Source organism: Leptolyngbya sp. KIOST-1 (genome assembly GCF_000763385.1).
In the GTDB taxonomy this organism is placed as follows: Bacteria; Cyanobacteriota; Cyanobacteriia; order Phormidesmidales; family Phormidesmidaceae; genus Nodosilinea.
Map to the genome: position 1 here is coordinate 2,668,100 of NZ_JQFA01000002.1, position 19,341 is coordinate 2,687,440.

The 19,341-nt window shown below is 62.4% G+C and carries 12 protein-coding genes; 4 read left to right on the forward strand and 8 right to left on the reverse strand.

Annotation, left to right across the window (positions count from 1 at the left end; all coding sequences use genetic code 11):
* Positions 1-65 precede the first annotated feature (65 nt).
* Genes NF78_RS11930 through NF78_RS11940 form a run of 3 tightly spaced genes read right to left on the reverse strand, consistent with a single transcriptional unit; the run spans position 66 to position 5,511 of the window.
* Positions 66-3,809, reverse strand: coding sequence for an ABC transporter permease/M1 family aminopeptidase (locus tag NF78_RS11930; protein ID WP_035986608.1), 3,744 nt, complete (start codon positions 3,807-3,809; stop codon positions 66-68).
* 59 nt (positions 3,810-3,868) lie between these two features.
* On the reverse strand, positions 3,869-4,804 hold the full coding sequence (locus NF78_RS11935) for an ABC transporter ATP-binding protein (protein ID WP_035986610.1): 936 nt from the start codon (positions 4,802-4,804) through the stop codon (positions 3,869-3,871).
* Positions 4,805-4,860: 56 nt separating this feature from the next.
* Complete coding sequence (locus NF78_RS11940; RefSeq protein WP_035986612.1) at positions 4,861-5,511, reverse strand: SH3 domain-containing protein; 651 nt, start codon at positions 5,509-5,511, stop codon at positions 4,861-4,863.
* Positions 5,512-5,874: 363 nt separating this feature from the next.
* Between NF78_RS11940 and NF78_RS11945 the strand changes: the two genes are divergently transcribed.
* A complete protein-coding gene (locus NF78_RS11945) occupies positions 5,875-6,282 on the forward strand; it encodes a hypothetical protein (RefSeq protein ID WP_156119741.1) in 408 nt (135 codons plus the stop codon).
* A 152-nt stretch (positions 6,283-6,434) separates the two neighbouring features.
* Positions 6,435-7,826, forward strand: coding sequence for an AAA-like domain-containing protein (locus tag NF78_RS11950; RefSeq protein ID WP_035986617.1), 1,392 nt, complete (start codon positions 6,435-6,437; stop codon positions 7,824-7,826).
* A 9-nt stretch (positions 7,827-7,835) separates the two neighbouring features.
* Here NF78_RS11950 and NF78_RS11955 read toward each other — a convergent pair whose 3' ends face one another.
* Both NF78_RS11955 and NF78_RS11960 read right to left on the reverse strand, forming a co-directional pair.
* Positions 7,836-11,360: an AAA-like domain-containing protein gene (locus NF78_RS11955; RefSeq protein WP_052050234.1), complete on the reverse strand. Its 3,525-nt coding sequence runs from the start codon at positions 11,358-11,360 to the stop codon at positions 7,836-7,838.
* Between the two features lie 261 nt (positions 11,361-11,621).
* The gene (locus tag NF78_RS11960; protein WP_081972595.1) at positions 11,622-13,286 is read right to left on the reverse strand and encodes a cation:proton antiporter; all 1,665 of its coding nucleotides are present in this window, start codon (positions 13,284-13,286) and stop codon (positions 11,622-11,624) included.
* A 301-nt stretch (positions 13,287-13,587) separates the two neighbouring features.
* Between NF78_RS11960 and NF78_RS11965 the strand changes: the two genes are divergently transcribed.
* Entirely contained in the window at positions 13,588-14,196 is a 609-nt protein-coding gene (locus NF78_RS11965) for a CPP1-like family protein (protein WP_035986619.1), read from the forward strand.
* 137 nt (positions 14,197-14,333) lie between these two features.
* On the opposite strand, the gene NF78_RS11970 is transcribed toward NF78_RS11965, so the two are convergent.
* From NF78_RS11970 to NF78_RS11980, 3 genes are all read right to left on the reverse strand, one after another.
* A complete protein-coding gene (locus NF78_RS11970; protein WP_035986621.1) occupies positions 14,334-15,437 on the reverse strand; it encodes a 4-hydroxyphenylpyruvate dioxygenase family protein in 1,104 nt (367 codons plus the stop codon).
* 247 nt (positions 15,438-15,684) lie between these two features.
* Positions 15,685-16,476 carry a hypothetical protein gene (locus NF78_RS11975; RefSeq protein WP_035986624.1) on the reverse strand — a complete coding sequence of 264 codons (792 nt, stop codon included), beginning with the start codon at positions 16,474-16,476 and terminating at the stop codon, positions 15,685-15,687.
* Positions 16,477-16,632: 156 nt separating this feature from the next.
* On the reverse strand, positions 16,633-17,736 hold the full coding sequence (locus NF78_RS11980; RefSeq protein WP_035986626.1) for a Gfo/Idh/MocA family protein: 1,104 nt from the start codon (positions 17,734-17,736) through the stop codon (positions 16,633-16,635).
* A 229-nt stretch (positions 17,737-17,965) separates the two neighbouring features.
* Here NF78_RS11980 and NF78_RS11985 point away from each other — a divergent pair, with 229 nt between their 5' ends.
* Positions 17,966-19,309: an efflux RND transporter periplasmic adaptor subunit gene (locus tag NF78_RS11985; protein WP_035986627.1), complete on the forward strand. Its 1,344-nt coding sequence runs from the start codon at positions 17,966-17,968 to the stop codon at positions 19,307-19,309.
* Positions 19,310-19,341: the final 32 nt, after the last annotated feature.

Here is a 19,341-nt window from a genome sequence, read left to right on the forward strand (position 1 = left end):
TACGCTTAGTATAGCGCGATCGCATTCCTCTGGAAGTCAGCCACGATTGGCCCCATGGCTGGGATTCAGCGGCTGGCCTGCTCAATGACAGTCCCAATGTTGTCGTCGGGCAGTTTGTCGATCAGTTTGTGCAGGGGGTCAATGCCGACCCGATCGGGGGCTTGATCGACGGTGAGGGTGATCTGGCTCTCGCCGTCGGAGAACGGGTGCTTCTTCAGGTAGATCAGCTTGCCCTCAGCGTTGTAAACTCCGACATCGATTTCCTCCTGGTTCATGGGGGTGGGGGTTTCGTTGCCAATGTCGTCCGATCGCACCTTGGCGGTGTTGATGGTGAGGGTGACATCGAACTGGCCGTCGGCGCGGGGGATGACGGCGGCGGCAGTAACCCGGTTGTCGTAGAGGGTAACGGTCTCAAACAGGTCGGCGATCAGGTACTGATATTTTGCGGGAGTCACGGCCCGGAGGGCGGCGACCAGATCCGTGGCAGAGGGGTAGGGCGGCACGTCCGCATACTGCTTCAGCAGGTTAGCCAGAGGGCCATTCACCACATCTTCACCCAGGTAATCTTGCAGGGCAAACAGAGCCAAGGCACCTTTTAGGTAAACCAGGTGCTGGGCCTCTGCCTCCACCAGGGGTACATCGGATTGCGACCGATTCTGCAAGTAGCCATCCAGGTTGCGACGCAGGGCAAACCCCAGTTTTTCGGGGCCATATTCTCGGCCATAGACCTGGTTGGCGGTGTATTCCGGCAGGGCTTCCAGCAGAAATTTGTTCCCTGGAGCGGCTGATGGTAGGAGCTGCTGTCCCCACCACTGGTGGGCGGTTTCGTGGGCGGCAATGCGGAAGGCTTCGTCTACGCTGGTGGGGTCGTTGTCGTCGAATTTAGTCAGATAGCCAAAGCGTTCGCCCCGGGTGATGGTGGTCGGAAAGCTGACGGCTTCGCCCACGTAGGGCACTTCCACCAGGCGCAGGGTTTTGTGGGGGAAGGGGCCGAAGTTCTCAGTGGCGTAGTCCAGGGTGTTTTTCATACCCCGCACCATGCGTTCCAGGTTGCGATCGTGCCCTGGGTGGGAGTACAGCTCGATCTGGACGTCCTGCCAGTTGTCCTTGAGCACCTCGTACCGCCCCGACAGGATGGGCACCACCGGAAGGATGGGCTCCTGGCTCTGGTACTGGAAGTAGTGGCGGTTTCCCTCCACCCAATCTTGCACAAGTTCGCCGGAGGTAATGGCGATCTGATCAGCGCTGGTGCTGAGAGTGGCCGAGAACTGGACCAAGTCAGCATCCCCAGCGGCTATGAGGGGGGTGTATTGGGTCAGTCTGGCGGCTTCGACGGTTGGATCGAGGGGGGGCAGGCCTGCCTGCTCGCGCTTCTGCTCATTCTTAAGCCGGGGCCGCTGGAAAAATCCGACCATGGGCATAAAGTCAAGGCTTCTGAAATTCAAGCCATTCTCGAAATGGCTGCTGAAATCCTTAATGCCTTCTTCTGCCACTGCTGGGCCGGGCCGTTTAAACAGGTCAAAGCTCACTTCGGCAGTGGCTCCCGGTGGCATGGGAACCGCCAGAGGAAATTCGTAGGCTTGCACCACAGGATGTTCTGCCGTGGTGGTAGCAGCGTTCCCGTTGACCGTCAGTTGATTGACCTGAATGCCTCTGGGCAGGTTCAGCAGAATGGTGGCAATGGGCTTTTGGGTCTTGTTTTCTAGGGTATAGGTGCCCTTGACGGCAAAGTGGCCATTGGCTTCGGGGTACAGATCCCCCCGCCAATCCACGGCGGTGATCTTGGGCTGGGCCTCGATCAGGCGACCGTAGGCTTGTTCGTAGGCAATCACCTGGGCTTCCACCTGGGCGCGGCTAGGAGCCGGGTTGAGCAGGTGGGTATTGTAGAAAATCCAGCCCCCCAGGAGGATCGCGGCTAGGGCACTGAGGCCCATGACGGTTTGCATGGGGCGGGTGAAGCGCTGGCGGGCAATGCGCCAGCGCTGCTTGGGTTGGGTATCGACGCCCCGCACCCAAAACAGAGCTGAGATGCAGAGGAGCAGGAGGGCGATCGCCAACCAGTAGCCCTGGTACCAGCGGACTGGCTCCAACATCCCGCCATAGCCGCTAATCGAGCTGTAGATGGCATCGGGTTTATAGCCGTACTGGAGCAATCGCGCCGACCGAAACAGCGCATCTCCCTGGGCGAACACAATCACCAGGGCGGCAGACAGCACATAGCCCAGAAACTTCTGGTTGACCAGCACCTGAATGGTCATCGCCAGAATGCTGATCAACAGCAAATCCACCAGCACGAGGGTAAACAACCCAACGGCGTAAACCCCCAGTTCGTAGTGGGTGTATTGCTGTAGGGTCTGGGCCAGTAGCCCGCCCACCGTTAGTAGAACCAGGACGAGCCCCAGAATCAGGGCTAGGGCCAGCAGTTTACCCAATACCAAGGCCCAACTGCGCACGGGTAGCGGATCGGTGAGGGGGTCTACCTTCACCTCCCGCTCCCGCCAGACCAGATCCCCGGCCAGGAAAATAATCAACAGCGGGGCCAGGAACTTCATCAGCAAGGATGCCATTTCTACAATGAAGCTTGTAGCGGGCAGGGCGGGCAAACCGGAATTGTCGCGAATAGACGTGCCAACCAACACCATCAACACCAGCACGCTAATACTTAAAACCGCCAGCACCAGCGGGTTCCAGATCAACCGCTTAAGTTCCATTTGGGCGATGCGCCAGACATGGCTCGCTTGGGCGCCGGGGCTATAGTGGCGGTGGGCGGTGGGGAGTGCTGCCAATTCAGACCGGGCAGGGGCGGCTTGTGCCGGGAGTTCCCGCTGTGGGGTGGTTTTCCAAACCAGGAACCGCCGTTCTACCCAGTCTAGGAATTGATCCAGGCGGGGGTTGGGTCGGGCTGTGGCCATGCCTGCAAAGCTAAACCGTCGCCAAACCCAGGCAAAAAAGGCCACGCTCAGCCCCAGATAGATCAACCGCGACAGCCAGATGGCCGGGGCAAAGGGCACCGACAAGGTATTTTGCTCAATCTTGGTCCAAAACCGGACAGCGTAGTCTACGGAGCCAGCCCCAAAGGGATTCGCCAGAATATTGAAGAACGCACCCAAGTTAAGCGCAGAAAAGGTGAAGGCAACAATGCTGGAGGCCAAATATAGCCCAACGATGCTCAGGTAACTGGTTAGGGTGCGGCGGCTGAGTAATCCCAGAGCAAAGCTAAACAGACCAAAAATCAGGATATTGGGAATGACAAAAGCGAGGTACGGCTGGACATAGCTGAGGAGATTGAAGGGAGCGATGCGTTGAGGGGCCATCCAGGGCAAAATTGACCCCAGCCAAAGTCCGAACCCCAATCCCAGGAAAACAATCAGGCTGATCAAAAAACTGGCGATTAATCGCCCTGTGGCAAACTGCCATTCCTTCAGGGGCGAGGTGAACAGCAGCCCATCCATGTTGGCTGTGTAGTCCTTGGTGGCGCGATCGGCAAAGATGCCCGCTACCACAATTGCCAGAGGAATCCCCGCTAGAAGGCTCACCGTATTCATAATTGCCAGGGGGGCATTGGCGTAGGGAATTATCTCCCCTGGTTTGGTGGCAGTACCTGCGGCTTGCCTGAGAAATGGAAAGAACAGGACATCGCTGCCGTTGACATGCATGACCAGCAGCCCCACGACCAAGAAAAAGCCAAAGGCCAGCGGCAAAAAGCGGGTGCGGAGGCTTTCTCGCAATTCAAACCGGATAATCTCCCAGACGGGTTGCCAGGGGGCGGGGGCAGGGGTGGATGGGTGGATGGGTGGATGGGTGGTCATGGGGCAAGGCGAAGAGTGAAGGGGCTTGAGATTCCAGGGTTCTTGAAGAACCCTGGAATCTAGGAGACGACAGCGTTTCGGATCACTGAGGATTGCAAGGCCGGAATCTGCTTCATGACGCAGAAGTAGACGTCTTCCAGGTCGGGTTCAACCACCTCAAACCCAGCACCGGGGTCGGCTTTGCTGTAAATGCGGGCGATGATGTCGCCCATAAAGAAGCGGGTGGAGAGTACCTGGTAGTTTTCCTCATAGCTGGGCAGCTGATCGCGCTTGATCTGAATCCGCCATACCTTGCCCGCTAGCTGATCCATGAGATCCGCTGGCTGGCCGGTGGCGCGAATCTCGCCCGCAATCAGCACCGCCATCTGGGGGCACAGCTCGCTTACGTCCTCCACAATGTGGGTGGAGAGAATGATCGCCGCCCGCTCCGAGATTTCGCTCAGCAAATTCAGGAAGCGCACCCGTTCCGCCGGGTCGAGGCCAGCGGTGGGTTCGTCCACAATCACCAGTCGGGGGTCGCCCACCAGGGCTTGAGCAATGCCAAACCGCTGCCGCATACCGCCCGAAAAGCCGCTGACGGCGCGATCGCGGGCCTCGTGCAAATTCACCTGCTCCAGCAGGTGCTTCACCAGTTCCTTGCGCTCTTTGCCGTTGGTAATGCCTTTCAGTGCCGCGAAGTGATCCAGCAGCTTTTCGGCGGATACCCCTGGGTACACGCCAAAGCTCTGGGGCAAGTAGCCCAACACCTGGCGCACCTTCACCTTCTCTTGCAGAACGTCGATGTCGCCCCACTGGATGGTGCCCTCGCTGGCCTCCTGGAGGGTGGCGATGGTGCGCATCAGACTAGATTTTCCGGCTCCGTTTGGCCCCAGCAGCCCAAACATACCCATGGGGATATCCAGATTGACCCCTTTCAAGGCCTGATACCCATTGGCGTAGGTTTTGGTCAACCCCCGAATTTGAATTGGGGTATTTGTAGACAGCGTTGCGGTCATAGGTTTAAGCGGTGATAAGTGGCACTACTGCTGAAACGACCTTTGAAACACTGCGACTAGGGCCGCCCCTGCTGGTAGCCGTCGGCGTAGCCCCGGGTGTATTCCCGCGACAGGTTGTCCGGCAGGCCGTGGCTGCCGGACACCGGGTCGTAGGTGCGGCCCGCACGACCATCCTCCAGCCCGTGCTGGTAGCCATCGTCGTAGTAGCGCTGGAGACCGGAGGGATTGCCGGGACGTCCGGCGGTGTAGCCATCGCTGTAGCCTCGGGTGTAGGCACGGGAGGCATCGGCGGGCAGATCGCGGCTGCCGCCCACGGGGTCGTAGGTGCGGCCCGCCTGGGCATCGGCCAGCCCCGCTTGATAGCCCGTGTCGTAGTAGGAGGCGGAAGGGGGACTATTTCTCACCTTCAGGTAGGCCCCGGAGACCCAGCCCTCGGTCTGGGGATAGCCGCTGGTCATGGGCACGATCTTGTACCAGCTGTCGGCTCCATCGCCGTACTGGCCGGTGATACGCACCACGGCGTCGCGGTGGAGCACGTAGAGCACGGGGCGATCGGTGCCCGCTCCATTCCGCACGTTCAGTTCGTTGGGAATGACGGTGCCGTAAAGCTGAGCCTGGGCCATCAGTGGTGGGGTGGACAGGGAATTGACCGGGGCGATCGCCGCTCCCAATCCCATGGCCATTACCAGGGGCAAATATCCAAACATGATGATTGCGATCCTTAACTACTCAACAATCTTTGTTTAAAAAAAGAGCTGACTCCAAACATTTTGTTGAGCCAGGCGACACAAATCTACCATCTCAAAGTCGCAGTTTGAATCTAGCAGCATTTATTGCGACTTAGTCCAGAAGTTAAAAATATTTTGGGGATTGCTGCGATCGCAAAAAGTTAGATCTAAACGCCCCAAACTACCTTATCAGGCAACAAAAGAAAGAAAGGTTAGAAAAGCAAGTTCTATTAATTAAAATCCCTAAAGGCGTTAATCAAAAATATTTAGAAAAATTTCTGCCAAAGCCAAAATGGTTTGCCGAAAGCTTAGGATCGTTGGGCTTAATTTGGAGAATTATCGATGGGAAATTCCTTAGCCGCTTATTTGTCCAGTCTTGGCTTGGCGTTGGGAACGGGGGCCTTGGCCTCGCTGTCCGTCATGGTTAGCCCGGCCCGCGCCGACTACAGCATTGCCTACTGCGATGGGGCCGCCTACGCCGTCAACATCTATCGCGCTGGCGATCCGGAAGCACCGGGCAGCGCCCTCACCATGCGGATCTACTCTCGCCGCGATCGCGTCATCTTCCTCAACACCGAAGCCAAACGGGAGCCCAACCCCGAAGGCTACAACTACAGCAACCTCCGGGGCGAAGCTCGTTGGGAACTGTTTGTGCCCAACAGCGGCTCCACCTGCACCCTGTCGCGGGATGGTCGCGTTGTAGATACGGGCAATGTCACCATGCGCGAGCCCCCCTCCCAGAACAACTAAAATCCCTCCTGACTCACATCGATTTGGGCCGCTGAAATCTCCATTCATGAGCTATGAGGGAAGCTGTGACGGAGGTTTGTAAATGCTCTATGGTTGGGGAGGAGACCTTTGACGGGATATCCGATCGCCGATGGCGTTTTCCCAGCGTTCCCATGACCAGCAATGAGCTTTTTCGGCTAGTTGAGCAAACCCTCCAGCGCCCCCTGACTACGCTAGAAAAGCTGGTGGTTGAGGGCTCCTGGCAGGGACTGCGCTATCGCCACATGGCCGACGAATCGGGCTATGTGGAGGAATACATTAAGCAGGTGGGAGCCAAACTCTGGGCCGAACTTTCAGCCCAAACCGGCTCCACAGTTACTAAAAAAAACCTGCGATTACTATTTGGCATTGTCAATGAGAAGGCGGCTACTGCCGGGGAGGCAGGTGGTGCGTTAGCTGCGGCTGAAAGGGCAACCAGGGGGAATGCGGCGGCGATCGCCCCTGCCCCCGTCAAGCTCTCCTCGGCCTGCTTTGACTTTCCCTCGGGCCCCCTGCCCCTGGGGTCTGCCCTCTACATTGCCCGTCCTCCGGTGGAGGACACCGCCTGCGGAGAAATCCTCCGCCCCGGCGGACTGCTCTGCATCAAAGCCCCCCGCCGCTTTGGCAAAACTTCCCTGTTGCAGCGGGTGATCACCTACGGCACCGCCCAGGGCTATCGATCCTGCCGCATCGACCTGCTAGAGGCCGACGACGATGCGTTTGGCAGCATCGACGGGCTGCTGCGGTGGTTTTGCCGATCGATGCTCCGTACCCTGGACCTAGACCTGCCGCTAGATCAGGTCTGGGACCCGGATCTGGGCAGCAAGGTCAACGGCGGTCTGGTGGTGCAGCAGGTGCTGACCGAGGCCGAAGTCCCGCTGGTGCTATCAATCAACGCCCTGGAGCGAGTTTTTTTCTTTGCATCGGTGGCCCAGGATTTTTTGTCCCTGCTGCGCTTCTGGCACGAGCGCTCCAAAGACAGCAGCCCCTGGCAGCGGCTGCGGCTGGTGCTGGTCTACGACACCGACAGCTACGTCGCCCTAAATCTCGACGTTTCCCCCTTCAACGTGGGCCACTCCGTCCGGCTGCCGCCCTTTACCCTGGCCCAGTTTCTAGAGCTGGGTCGCCGCTACGGGCTGCCCACCATCGACGCCCCCCGCCAGCGCTTCACCCTGGAGGCCCTCTACCGGCTGATCGCGGGCCACCCCTACCTGGCCAATCTGAGCTTCTACAGCCTGGCCCAGGGGGAACAAGCTGCCCCCGACCTGCTGAACAGCGCCACCACCCCGGCCAGCATTTTCCACAGCCACCTGCAGGAACTCTGGGCTCAACTGCGGAAAAATCCAGCGGTGTTGGCCGCCTGGCAGGCCGTGATCGACGCCCAGGATCGGGGCTGGGCGCTGAATGCGATCGACACCATGCGCCTGGAAAGCATGGGGCTGATCCGCACCGAGAACGGGCTGGCCTATCCGTTGTGTGACCTCTACCAACGCTTTTTTGCCGCCCAGTTCGAGACCCAGGCCTAGGGCTGGTCCTCACTGCGGTTGGGCACAGGCGGCCACCTGCTGGGGGGGCAGCCGCTCACTGGTGCCAAAGTAGTCGCGCACCCAGTCGCAGGCGTAGGCCATGGGATCGAGGGTGGAAATCTGCTGGAGATCCCAGGCCAGTACCTGGCTGTCGTCGCTGCCGGAGTAGAGGTAGTCGCCCCTGGGGTCGAAGGCCAGGCTGGTGACCAGGCCGGTGTGACCGGGCAGGGTATTTTGCAGAGAGCCCTCCCGGCTCCACAGCTTCACGGTGGTATCGATGCCGCCGGTGGCGATGGTCTGGCCGTCGGGGCTGAAGGCCACCCGGGTGAGCCCCTCGCTCTGGCCGTCAATGCGCTGGTGGTGACCATCGCTCAGCCGCCAGAGGTGCAGGCTGTCGTCCAGGCTGGTGGCGGCAACGAGATCGCCATCGGGGCTGAAGGCCACGCCCCAAAAGGCTCCCATCTGCTCGACCAGGGTCTCGATCAGGGTGCCGTCCCGCCGCCACAGCTTGACGGTGCCGTCCTCGCTGGCAGAAACCAGGCGATCGCCCGTGGGGCTGATGGCAATCTGCCAGATGCGAGACCGGTGGGCGGCAACGCTGCCCGTGAGGCGACCCACAGCGGTCCAGAAGCGCAGGCTGCCGTCGTCGCTGCCGGTGGCAATGTAGGGCGGGCCCGAGGCCCTAGGGGTACTGATCCCCACGGCGAAGGTGGATCCTCCCGGAAAGGTCCGCTGCCACAGGGGCACAGGGCGCTGCTGCAACAGCTGATCGACGCTGAACCCCTGGAGGCTGGAAAAGCCCGCCGTGATCAGGGTGCCGCCAGCGGCGTCAAAGGTGCCCGACAACTGCCTCAGCCTCAGGGAGGCTGTTGGGGAAGAGTTTTGCCAGAGCATCAGCTCATCGGCCCCCGCCACCGAGGCCACGGTTTTGCCGTCGGGGCTGACCACAATGCCCCACACCGTATCGCTGTGGCCCTCCAGGGATCGCAGCAGGTAGCGGTGGCGCTGCCACAGCCGCACAGTGCCGTCGTCGCTAGCGGAGGCGGCGACGGTGCCCTCTGGCCCCAGGGCCACGCCGCGAATCACGGCCCGGTGGCCCCGCAGGGTGCGAACGTAGGTACCGTCGGCGCGCCAGAGGGTGACGGCGTTGTTTTTGCCGCTGGCGGCGATAAATTCGTCGCCGCCACCGCCGCAATCGACGCTGAGCTGGGTGGCCGCGGCGGGGGGCTGGAGACTGTGCAGCAGGGCACCCTCGGCGTCCCATACCTTGACGGTGTGGTCGGAGCTGGCGGAGACCAGACGGTTCGACCCAGGGCAATAGGTGATATCCCACACCTCGCTCTGGTGGGCTAGCAGGGTGGGCAGGGGCTGCCCCTGGGGAGTCCAGCGGGGAATGGTGCCGTCGAGCAGGGCGGCGGCCACCTGGCGACCGTTGGGACTAAAGGCGACGGCCCAGGCCACCTCGCTGGTGGGCAGGGTGGCCTTGAGGGAGCCATCGGCGCGCCAGAGCTTGACGGTGCGATCGCTGCTGGCGGTGGCCATGAGTGCTCCATCGGCGCTGACCGCCACCCCCCAGACCGGCTGCGGGTGGGCCTGAATGTGGTGGAGGCGCTGGCCCGCCAGGCTCCAGACCTGGAGGGTGCCGTCCAGGCTGCCCGTGACCAGGCGATCGCCGGTGGGGCTAAAGGCCACCCGATGCACCGTGTCCTGGTGGACCAGGGTGTGCAGCAGAGTGCCGTCCTTGGCCCACAGGCGAGCGGTTTTGTCGTTGCCCCCGGTGAGGATATAGCGACCATCGGCGCTGATGTCCACCGTCAGCACCCCCCCGGCGTGGCGGGTCAGCCGGTTGAACTCATTGCTGCCAAACACCGCCTGGTTCAGGGCCTGATCCACCTGGTGCCGGAGGTCGGGCCGGGGGCGAGACAGTTGTCCCAGGGCCCCCTTGGCCCGGATGGCCGCCACCATGGCATCGAGCTGCTGGTGGGAGGCAAACAGGCCCTGGGAGGAGGCCGCCAGGGCCGCCACCTCGCTGGCCTTGGCCCGCTGATACTGCTGCCAGGTGAGGGTGCTCAGCCCCAAAGCCGCCGCCAGGGCCGCCGATACCACCCCCAGCAGCACCGTTTTCAGGCGGCTGACCTCCTGCCGCTGGCGCAGGCGAGCATTCTCCGCCTGGAGCTGGGCGGTATCCAACTGCTGCTGAATTTCGACCTGTTTAGCCGCCTCGCTGGCCTGCAAATACTGGTAATCCAATGCGCTGAGACTTTTGCCCTGCTGCCAGGCCTGGGCCTCGGCCAGGGCCGCCCCCCGCAGCAGGTAGGCCGAGTCGCCCTGGCCCGAGTCCACCCACTGCTGGAGCAGACCGCTGTAGGGGCACAGGGCCGCCAGGGCCTGGGCCACCCAGTCAGCATCAAAGATGACCTGGTAAATCGGGTTTTTGACCTGGAGCTGCCCCTGGTGGCGGCTGACCAGGCCCGTCAGCAGCAGGGCCGTCTGCTCCGGGTTGCCGGTGTAGGCGATCGCCCCCTTCCCCAGCAGGGTTTGGTACAGGCCCAGCAGTTGCCCCGTCCGCTGGGGCTGGCGCAGCAGGCGATCGCGGATGGTGCGCAGGTGTTCGGGGTCGTCCTGGGTCTCCCAGGTGTGGATCACCCGCCGCTGCACCAGATCCCCCACCCAGGCTGGGGCATTGGCCACCGTGAGGTTCACCTCGTCCTCCCCTTGGAGCTGCTGCCAGGCCAGACGACACAGCTTTTGGGTCAAGAAGGGCTGGCCCGCCGTCCAGTGCAGAATGGCAGCCAGCACCGCCTGGGCCGGGGCCGGAGGTAGGCCCAGCTCCGCCGCCAGGGGCTGGGCCTCATCCAGGGAAAACCCCGCCAGGGGAATGGCGCGACCGATGTTGAAGGGGGTGCGGCGGCGATCGCGAATCAGATCCGACGGCGTGGCCACCCCAAACAGCGCAAAGGTGAGCCGCTGCCAGGCTGGGGCGATCGCCCGCTGGTTGTAGGTGTAGCGAATCAGGGCAAAGACATCATCGACGGCGAACTTCAGCGCCAGCACGCTGTCCACCTCATCGACAAAGATGGCGATCGGGGCCTGGGACATGGCCTCGGCTACCGCCTGGGGCAAGCCATGCACCAGGTACTCCAGACAGGCCGCCAACTGCTGCACCGGCGGCCGCTCCGGCTGGGCCGTCCACCAGTCCTGAAACTCCCGGTAGCTGCCCATCTCCAGCCCCAGCCAGATCTGGGCACAGAGCCCCTTGTACCACTGCTTGGGCGTGATGTCCTCGGTGCCCAGGCCGCTGAGATCCAGGGCCACACAGCGCCAGCCCATGCGGCTAAGGCGGTGCTTGGTCCGCACCATCAGCGACGACTTCCCCATCTGGCGGGCGGTCAACACGTAGCACAGCTCCCCCTGGCGCAGCCCGTCGTACAGCGCCGTGTCGGCCTGCCGCTGGATGTAGGTGGGGTCATCGGCCCGCAGGGTGCCCCCCACCTGGAAGGGCACCTGCTGAATAGAACTCGCCGGACTCTGCATCGCCGCTGCTGTGACCTGAGGGCCTCTAGGGAAATAGAACCCTAGGATATCGCCCTGGGCTAGTGGAGCGTCAAAGCTAAAAATTATTGCCTTGGCAGACTACTAGGGTAATCGAGGGGTTGTTAATTGATAGCCATCGCCGTATTTACCACATCCAGGGGCTGAGACAAATCAACGGTCGATTTTCTGCTCCCAACGGTCCCTATGACCTGTCATCGGCCCTGGAGGAATCGGTGTAGGACAGTCGCCGCGCTCCACCCCTCACTCGTCCCGCAGCGAAAGCAGCTTTTCGTTCAGCGATCGCACGTAGGCCTGGCTGGTGTCTTCCGACAGCAGGCCCTTGCGGAGGGCATCGTTGACGGCCCCTTTTTCGGCCAGATAGAGGCGGCGGCGCAGGCCATCGAGCTGGCTCTGGTCTTCGAGGTGGTCGCGATCGCTAAAGGTGCGCTGGTTATAGAAGGCCCGTAGGTCGCGATCGGCAGCGGCAATCTGGGCCTGGTAGGCGGCAAACAGCTCTTCGTAGAGATTTTTGGGCAGGCTACCCGACTGCAGCAGGTTAGCCAGTTCCTGCTGGGCAGCTTTGGCGGCAATCAGATTGAGCTGGAGGGTTTCCATGCGCTGCCTGTGGCGCGAGGGAGCGCTCAGCCGCAGCCGTTTGACCAGAAAGGGGAGGCTCAGCCCCTGGCCCACCAGCGACACCAGCACCGTGCTAAAGACCAGGGCCACCACCTGCTGCCGCCCCGGCAGACCGGGGGGCAGGCTGAGCGCCAGCGCCATCGACAGCGACCCCTTAACATTGCCCAAGATCAGCACGTGCTGCCAGCGCAGGGGCAGCGGGCGATCGACAAAGCGCAGCAGGTACAGCAGGGGGTAGGTAGTCAAAATGCGGCCAGTTTGGTAAGCCACCACCGCAAACAGGGCCGCCGGAATGGTTTGCAGCAGCACGTCTGGGTCCACCTCGATGCCTACCAGCAAAAAGATAAAGGTATTGACCCCAAAGCCAGCGTACTCCCAAAAGTTGAGCAGGGTGACTTTGGTTGACGCCGAGGTCTGGCGAAAGCCCAGTTCGCCAATCACCAGGCCGGCCACCACAACGGCGATCGCGCTCGACACCCCCAGCGCCTGACCAATCTGAAACGTGCCCAAAGACACCGCCACCGTCAGCAGCAGGTTGCTGAGGGCGTCGTCGAGCTGCTGAAACAGGCCTACACACAGGTAGCCCAGCCCCAGGCCCAGCAATCCGCCGCCCACAAAGGCAATCACCACCTGCTGCACCCCCTCCCAGGCCGTAAATGACCCCTGGAGATGAATAGTGGTGAGAATGCCCAGCAGCACCAGAGCGGTGCCATCGTTAAACAGGCTTTCGCCCTCCACAATAGTGGCCAGCCGAGGGGGCACCGGCACCGTTCTGAAGGCGGCAATCACCGAAACTGTGTCGGTAATCGTCAAAATCACGCCAATGGCGGCGGCGGTGATGGTCGCCAACCCCAGCCCCCACTGCAGCAGGGCAGCGGTAATAATTGACGCCAGCAGCACCCCTGGCCCCGCGATCAGAGCAATGGGCTTAATCGTGCTGCGCAGTCGGCTAATGTCAGTGTTGATGGCCGCTTCGAAGATCAGAATTGGCAAAAACAGGTTGAGAATAATCTCCGGGTTGAGGCCCACCGACCCAGGCAAGAGCGACTTTGTAATCGTCAGCCCGGCCAGCACCAGCCCCACCACGTAGGGAATCCGCAGCCGCCGGGTGATCAGCGCCACCACGGTGGCCACCAGCAGCAGCACAATCAAGGTGTTGACCAACCCGGTGACATCGGAGCCAGGGCTGGGTTGGACAGAGAGCCCGTTGACGCCCGCAGGCGCCTGGGCCAGCCAGCTAAGCGGTGCCCCACCCAGCACCCAAGCCAGCAGTAGAGGTGGTGTACCCATGGGCGTTGACAACGTTAATAAATCGTTTCAATTTGCTCAAACTCTTCCCCATCCTACGGGGTGAACTCCTCTCCAGCGCCACGCAAACAAAAATTGCTGGCCCCCTGCTCCAGGTATACCCAGGCCGTAAGATGGGCCAAGGTATACGCATCCGGCCTAGGTGTTCCCTAATTACGGGGTGGCTGGTTACACTGGGTGTAGACGAACACCCGTTGGTTGATGGCCCCGTTGGTTGATGGCGATGAGCGGGCCAACTCAGCTATTGTTGTTAAGTCGTCTGGGGGCTTGTGGGGTTTTGCAGATGAGCGACCAAAATTCGTACGAACTGCTGGGGCTGACCGAGGCCTCGACCTTTGAAGAAATTCAGGAGGCCCGCGATCGCCTGGTCGGGCAGTACGCCGAGGAGCCCAAGCAGAAAGCCGCCGTGGAAGCCGCCTATGACGCCATTTTGATGGAGCGGCTGCGGCTGCGTCAGGAGGGCAAAATCAAAGTGCCCGATCGCATTCGCTTTGCCGAAAATACCCCCGAGCCACCGCCGCCCGCCAAAGCCACCCCCAGCCTGTCCCGCCCCGACTGGCTCAACAGCCTGGTGGACACCCCCAGCCGCGACGACATCCTCTGGCCTGCGGTGGTCTACGGAGGATTGGCGGTGCTGGGCTTTGCCGCCCCGTCCCTGGCCCTTGCGGTGGCGATTGGGGTCGCCATTTACTTCCTCAACCGCAAAGAGAACAAGTTCTGGCGCTCGGTGCTGCTCACCATCGGTGGTCTGGCGGTGGGTTTGGCCCTGGGTCTGACGGTGGGCCAGCTGCTGATTCCCCAGGGGGCTCAGTTTGCCTGGGCCAGCCCCGATGCGGTGGCGGCAGCGGTGACCTGCGTATCCCTCTGGAGCGTGACCAGCTTCCTGCGCTGAGGGCTGCCACCAACTAGGCTCCGCTGCCTCAAGCATCAAGGGTTACAGCCCCTCGCTTGCGGGTTGGCTCAGACATGGCAGCGCTGACAGTAAACGGTTTTTAGCCAGACTTGACCACCCGCCCTGGCCCTTCGCGGCTAGACCAGGCTGCCCCGTTTTAGTTGTTCGCGCTCGATCGCCTCAAACAGGGCCTGAAAGTTGCGTTCGCCAAACCCCTGGGCCTGCACGGCTTCCTCCTGCACCTGCACCACCTGCCGCTGGATCAGCTCGAAGAACACCGTTGGAATGTTCAGCAGCGGCTGAGTAAAGGTTTGCAGCAGCCGCGCCTGGGGCCGATGCGGTTCCCAGTCAACCAGAATTTCCAGCTGGGCGATCGCCGCCTCGCGCTGACGCAGCCAGTCCCCCTCCATGTCGTCCTGGGTCGAATACCCCGGTCGCCGCCGCAGCGTTTCGTAGTAGCTGGGGGGCACCGCCAGAAACCGCACGCCCCCGGCCCGCAGCTGCCCCACCGTCTGCACAATGTCGGTGGTGTGCAGGGCCACATGCTGCACCCCGCCCCCCCGGTTGTGGTCCAAAAACTCCTGTACCTGGGAGTTGGCGGTGGCGGGCTCGTTGATGGGCAGCTGGGCCTTGCCCTGGGGGTGGGCCAGCACCTGGCTGCGCAGCCCGGAGTGGGGGGTGTCGATGGTAAAGCGCTGACGGGGCTGGAAGCCGAGCTGATTGACATACCAGGCGATCGCCTCGGGCAGTTCGCCAGTCGGTACGTTGAGGACCGCGTGATCGATGGCGCTGATCAAGCTAGTACCAGAGATCAGCGGATGGCCAGGGGCAATGCCCGGCACCCAAATCTCCGGCTGACGCGACTCGATCAGCGTGTGGCTGAGCGAACCCCATCCCTGAATTTTGCTCCAGCGGCCACGACCCCAGGAATCGGTTTGAATCGGCTGCACCAGGCTTCCCCCGGCGGCCAGGACTTGCTCCAGCATCAACTCCAGTCCGTTGACCCGCAGTGCCACATCGCCAATGCCCGGCGGATGTCGGTGCAGGTAGGGGGCGACCACGGCCCTGTCGGCGACGATCAGCAGCGGCACCTGACCGATGTAGACCAGGGCTCGCTCCTGGGTTTGATCCGCCGTTTCCCCTGGGGTTGGACCAGCACAAACTGCGCCCCAGGCGTTGACAAACCAGTCGCGCCAGGGGGCCACCGCCTCCACATAAAAACTCAGATGGTTAAAATCCATAGGGCAAGGCTTGCGTTGGACCCGCTGTTATTGGAGCACAAACCTACGCCCTAACGTCCTACCTTTTAGAAGATTTTCTTTTAGATACTTAAAACCAACGACAACAGGAGCGCCTATCTGAGGTCCATCGGCTCCCTCGCCACCGAGGTCGCCGTCCCCCACCGGTGTCCAAAGCTAGCCTTGAACCGGGCACCGTAAACCTTCCACCTCGGGTCATAGCAACCGTCGTCACCGGATTGACTAAGGACTAGTTTCCAGCCACGGCCACCACCTGGTCCTGGGTTACGGCGGTGTAGCTGTTGGGCGGGTAGCGATCCAGATGGCGAAACAGGGCGATGGGCTTTTGCACCCGGCAGGAGTAAAACTCCACAATCACTTCGGAGTCCTGGCGCAGCACCACTTTGGGAGAAAAGTCTTCGGGCATTTTGGAGCGCCACTGCCAGGGAATCTGCTGGGGCGGGGCGGCGACAAAGCGGTGGTGAGTCCAGCGGGCATAGCGGCCAAAGCGGCCAAACTCCCGCAACTCGCGGGTAAAGATCGAGGCGGTTAGGAACGAGGCCAGGGAGCCATCGCCCTCGATGCCCGCCATCAGGTTGGGCAGTGCCCCCATGGGGCTGGGCACCTGGTCGGCGGCGGTGACGTTGGTGATCGCATCTTCTAAATATTCTGTGGTGCTCAGCAGCCCCGGCAGGGCCACCGTGGCCCCCATGCCGCCGTTGCCGTCCTGGCGCAGGTAGGTGACCAGACGAATGCCGGGCCGCATCCACAGGCCCGGCAGTTTGGTCAGGGCGTCGGCAGGGTCGAGGGTACTGACAAACCACCGTCCCTCTGTGTTGGGCGCCGGTACGTTGTCTTCCGGCATATCGCCCACTCGGAACAGATCGCCCAGGGCGTTGAGCGAGTCCGGGATTGGACTGTCGTCGTCGGCTTGGGTGGGGGCCTGGCCCGGCTGTTGTTCATGGGGAGGCAGCACCAGCGTTTCACGAATGAACTGGCTGACCTTTTGAACTGTAGCTAGGGGATATCTTTGGAACGACATGAATCACCGGACGGTGGCTAGAGGGTTCAGGGAATCTGGTTTGCACAATAAACCAAGGGCATTTGGGCAGCCAATCTTTAGTTACCCTAAGGATGCCCTTGAGGATACCGCTTCGCCCCAAGCCCGCCAGGTTACACAGCTAAATCAGGAACATTTCTATACCTGATCTGGGAGTGGAGACACCTCGACCCAGGTGTTTTGCCGATGGGAGGCGTGGGCCAAATCCATCAGCTGCTGCGATCGCACCCCGTCCCAAATGGAAGGGGCGGTGGCGAAGCCCCGATCGATATCGCTGACCCAGTGGTTGACCACCCGCACAAAGGGGGCGATGCGACCATCGCTGTAGGTGGTGGGAAACTGGAGCCGATCGGGAATCGGAATTTCGGCCAGGGGTGCTCCCCCCTGACTGCCCCAGAGCTTGAAGCCGTGGACGTAGTCGCTGAGGTTGTCGCTGCCCAGCACCAGGGTGCCGCGATCGCCGTAGGCCTCCACCCAGTGGCCGCGGCCAGCGTAGGTGACCGAGCTGATGGCGACCTGGCAGGGGGCACCATTCGCCAGGTCCAGCATCAAACTACAGGTGTCGTCGGCATCGACGGGCTTGAGCTCACCTGTGGCCGGGTCAGGGCGGTGGGGAATGGCGGTACTGAGGCGGGCGCACAGCCGCTGAATGGGGCCAAACAGCCAGGTAATGTAGTCAAAGCTGTGGGAGGCAAACGCCCCCAGGGCCCCGCCTCCCTGGTCCTGGCGGGCATACCAGTTCCAGGCGCGGCTGGGATCGGCGCGGCCCGGCACCGTCCAGGTGATGTTGACGAACCGCAGGTTGCCGACATAGCCCTCGGCTAGCCGTTCGGCCAGGTGCTGCCAGGCGGGCACAAAGCGAAACTCAAAGTCCAGGGTGGCCACCCGCTGGCGATCGCGGGCCAGTTCGGCAATGGCCTGGGCCTCGGTCACCGACAGGGCCGTGGGTTTTTCGAGCAGCAGGTGCTTACCGGCGGCAAGCACGGTTTGGGCCTGGGCGTGGTGCAGAAAGGGGGGCGTGGCAATGGTGACGGCGTCTACCTCCGGCAGGGCCACCACGGCCTCGACGGTGTCGCAGGCGTGGGGGATGCGGTGGGCGGCGGCGATCGCCTGGGCCTGGGCCAGATTGCGGTGGTACACCGCCACCACTTCGGTGCGGTGGTGCGCCTGTAAACCTGGAATGTGCACCTTCTGACCAAAGCCGGTGCCCACCACCGCCACCTTGAGGGAAGTTTCTGCCATGGCAACCTCGTCTAAAACCCTACGCCAAACCGTGACCCATGTCTGGGGCTGGGTCAATGCCTGGGGCCACCTGGATAGCCAGTGCCCTACCCCAGAGTAAGGGGCAAGCTGCGATCGCTACAATTAAACTGAGTAGTTTAGTTGGTCGCGTTCTGGCCACCTTTTGAATGGGGCTGCGGACTACGGCCGCTGGCCTCCAGACGCTGAATACAGGATTCAGGATTAAAGTATGCAGGTTCCTCTGATCGGTAAGGTGCGTCGTCCGCTGGTTTGGCTGCTGGCCGGGCTGGCCGCCGCCACGCTTGTAGCGGGCTCGGTGGGGTTTGGCCTCTGGCGCAGCCGCCAGACAGCCTACGATGTGGAGGCCCTGACCGCGCAGGCGGCGATCGAACCGCTGACGGTGCGGGTGAGCGCCAGCGGCACGGTGCGCCCGGTGCAGACGGTCAACCTCAGCCCCGAAAATGCCGGAATTTTGGAAGAACTTTTCGTAGAACAGGGCGATCGCGTCGAGGCGGGCCAGCCCATTGCCCGCATGCGCAGCCGCGACACCGCGGCCCAGGTGGCCCAGAACCGGGCGGCGGTGGCCGAAGCCGAGGCGGCCCTGGCGGATCTGCGCCGGGGCAGCCGCCCCGAGGAAATTGCCCAGGCCGAGGCGGGGGTGACGGCCAACCAGGCCCAGGTACGCGACGCCCAGGCGCGGCTCGATCTGGCCAGCAGCGAGCTGGCTCGCCGCCAGGCCCTGTTTGAGCGGGGAGCGGTGGCCGCCACCGACCTGGACACCGCCGCCCGCGAGCAGCGCAGCGCCCAGGCCGCCCTGGAGCAGGCCCAAGCCCGCGTCCTTGAGTCCCAGCGGCGGGTGGCAGACCTGCGCCAGGGGCCGAGAACCGAGGCGATCGCCCAGGCCGAGGCCCGCCTGGCCCAGGCCCGCGCTCAGCTTTCCGGCGCCCAGGTGCGGCAGGACGAAACTCTGATTCGAGCCCCCTTTGGCGGCGTGGTGACGCAGAAATTTGCCACCGAGGGGGCGTTTGTCACCCCCACCACCTCGGCCTCCGATCTGTCATCGGCGACCTCGACGGCGATCGTGGCCCTGGCCGAAGACCTGGAGGTGCTGGCCGAGGTGCCCGAAGCCGATATCAGCCTGATCGAGCCGGGCCAGGCGGTGGAGGTGGTGGCCGACGCCTTCCCAGAACAGACCTTTCGCGGGCGAGTCACCCTGGTGGCCCCAGAGGCCATCTCCCGGCAGAATGTCACCCTGTTTCAGGTGCGCATTGAGCTGCTCGACGGCAAGGAGCAGCTGCGATCGAACATGAATGTCAACGTGGCCTTCATTGGCGATCAGCTGGCCGATGCTCTGGTGGTACCCACGGTAGCGGTTGTCACCCAGGCGGGCGAAACCGGGGTGCTGGTGCCCGGTGCCACCCCCCGTGACATCCAGTTTCAGCCGGTTACCCTGGGGCCCCAGGTGGGCAACCAGATTCAAATTGTCAACGGGCTGGAGGCGGGCGATCGCGTCTTTATCGACCTGCCCCCGGGCCGCACCCTGGAGAACATCACCCTCCGCCAGGACCGCTAAAATTGTTAAAAGCCTTGTACTGTGGCCTCACT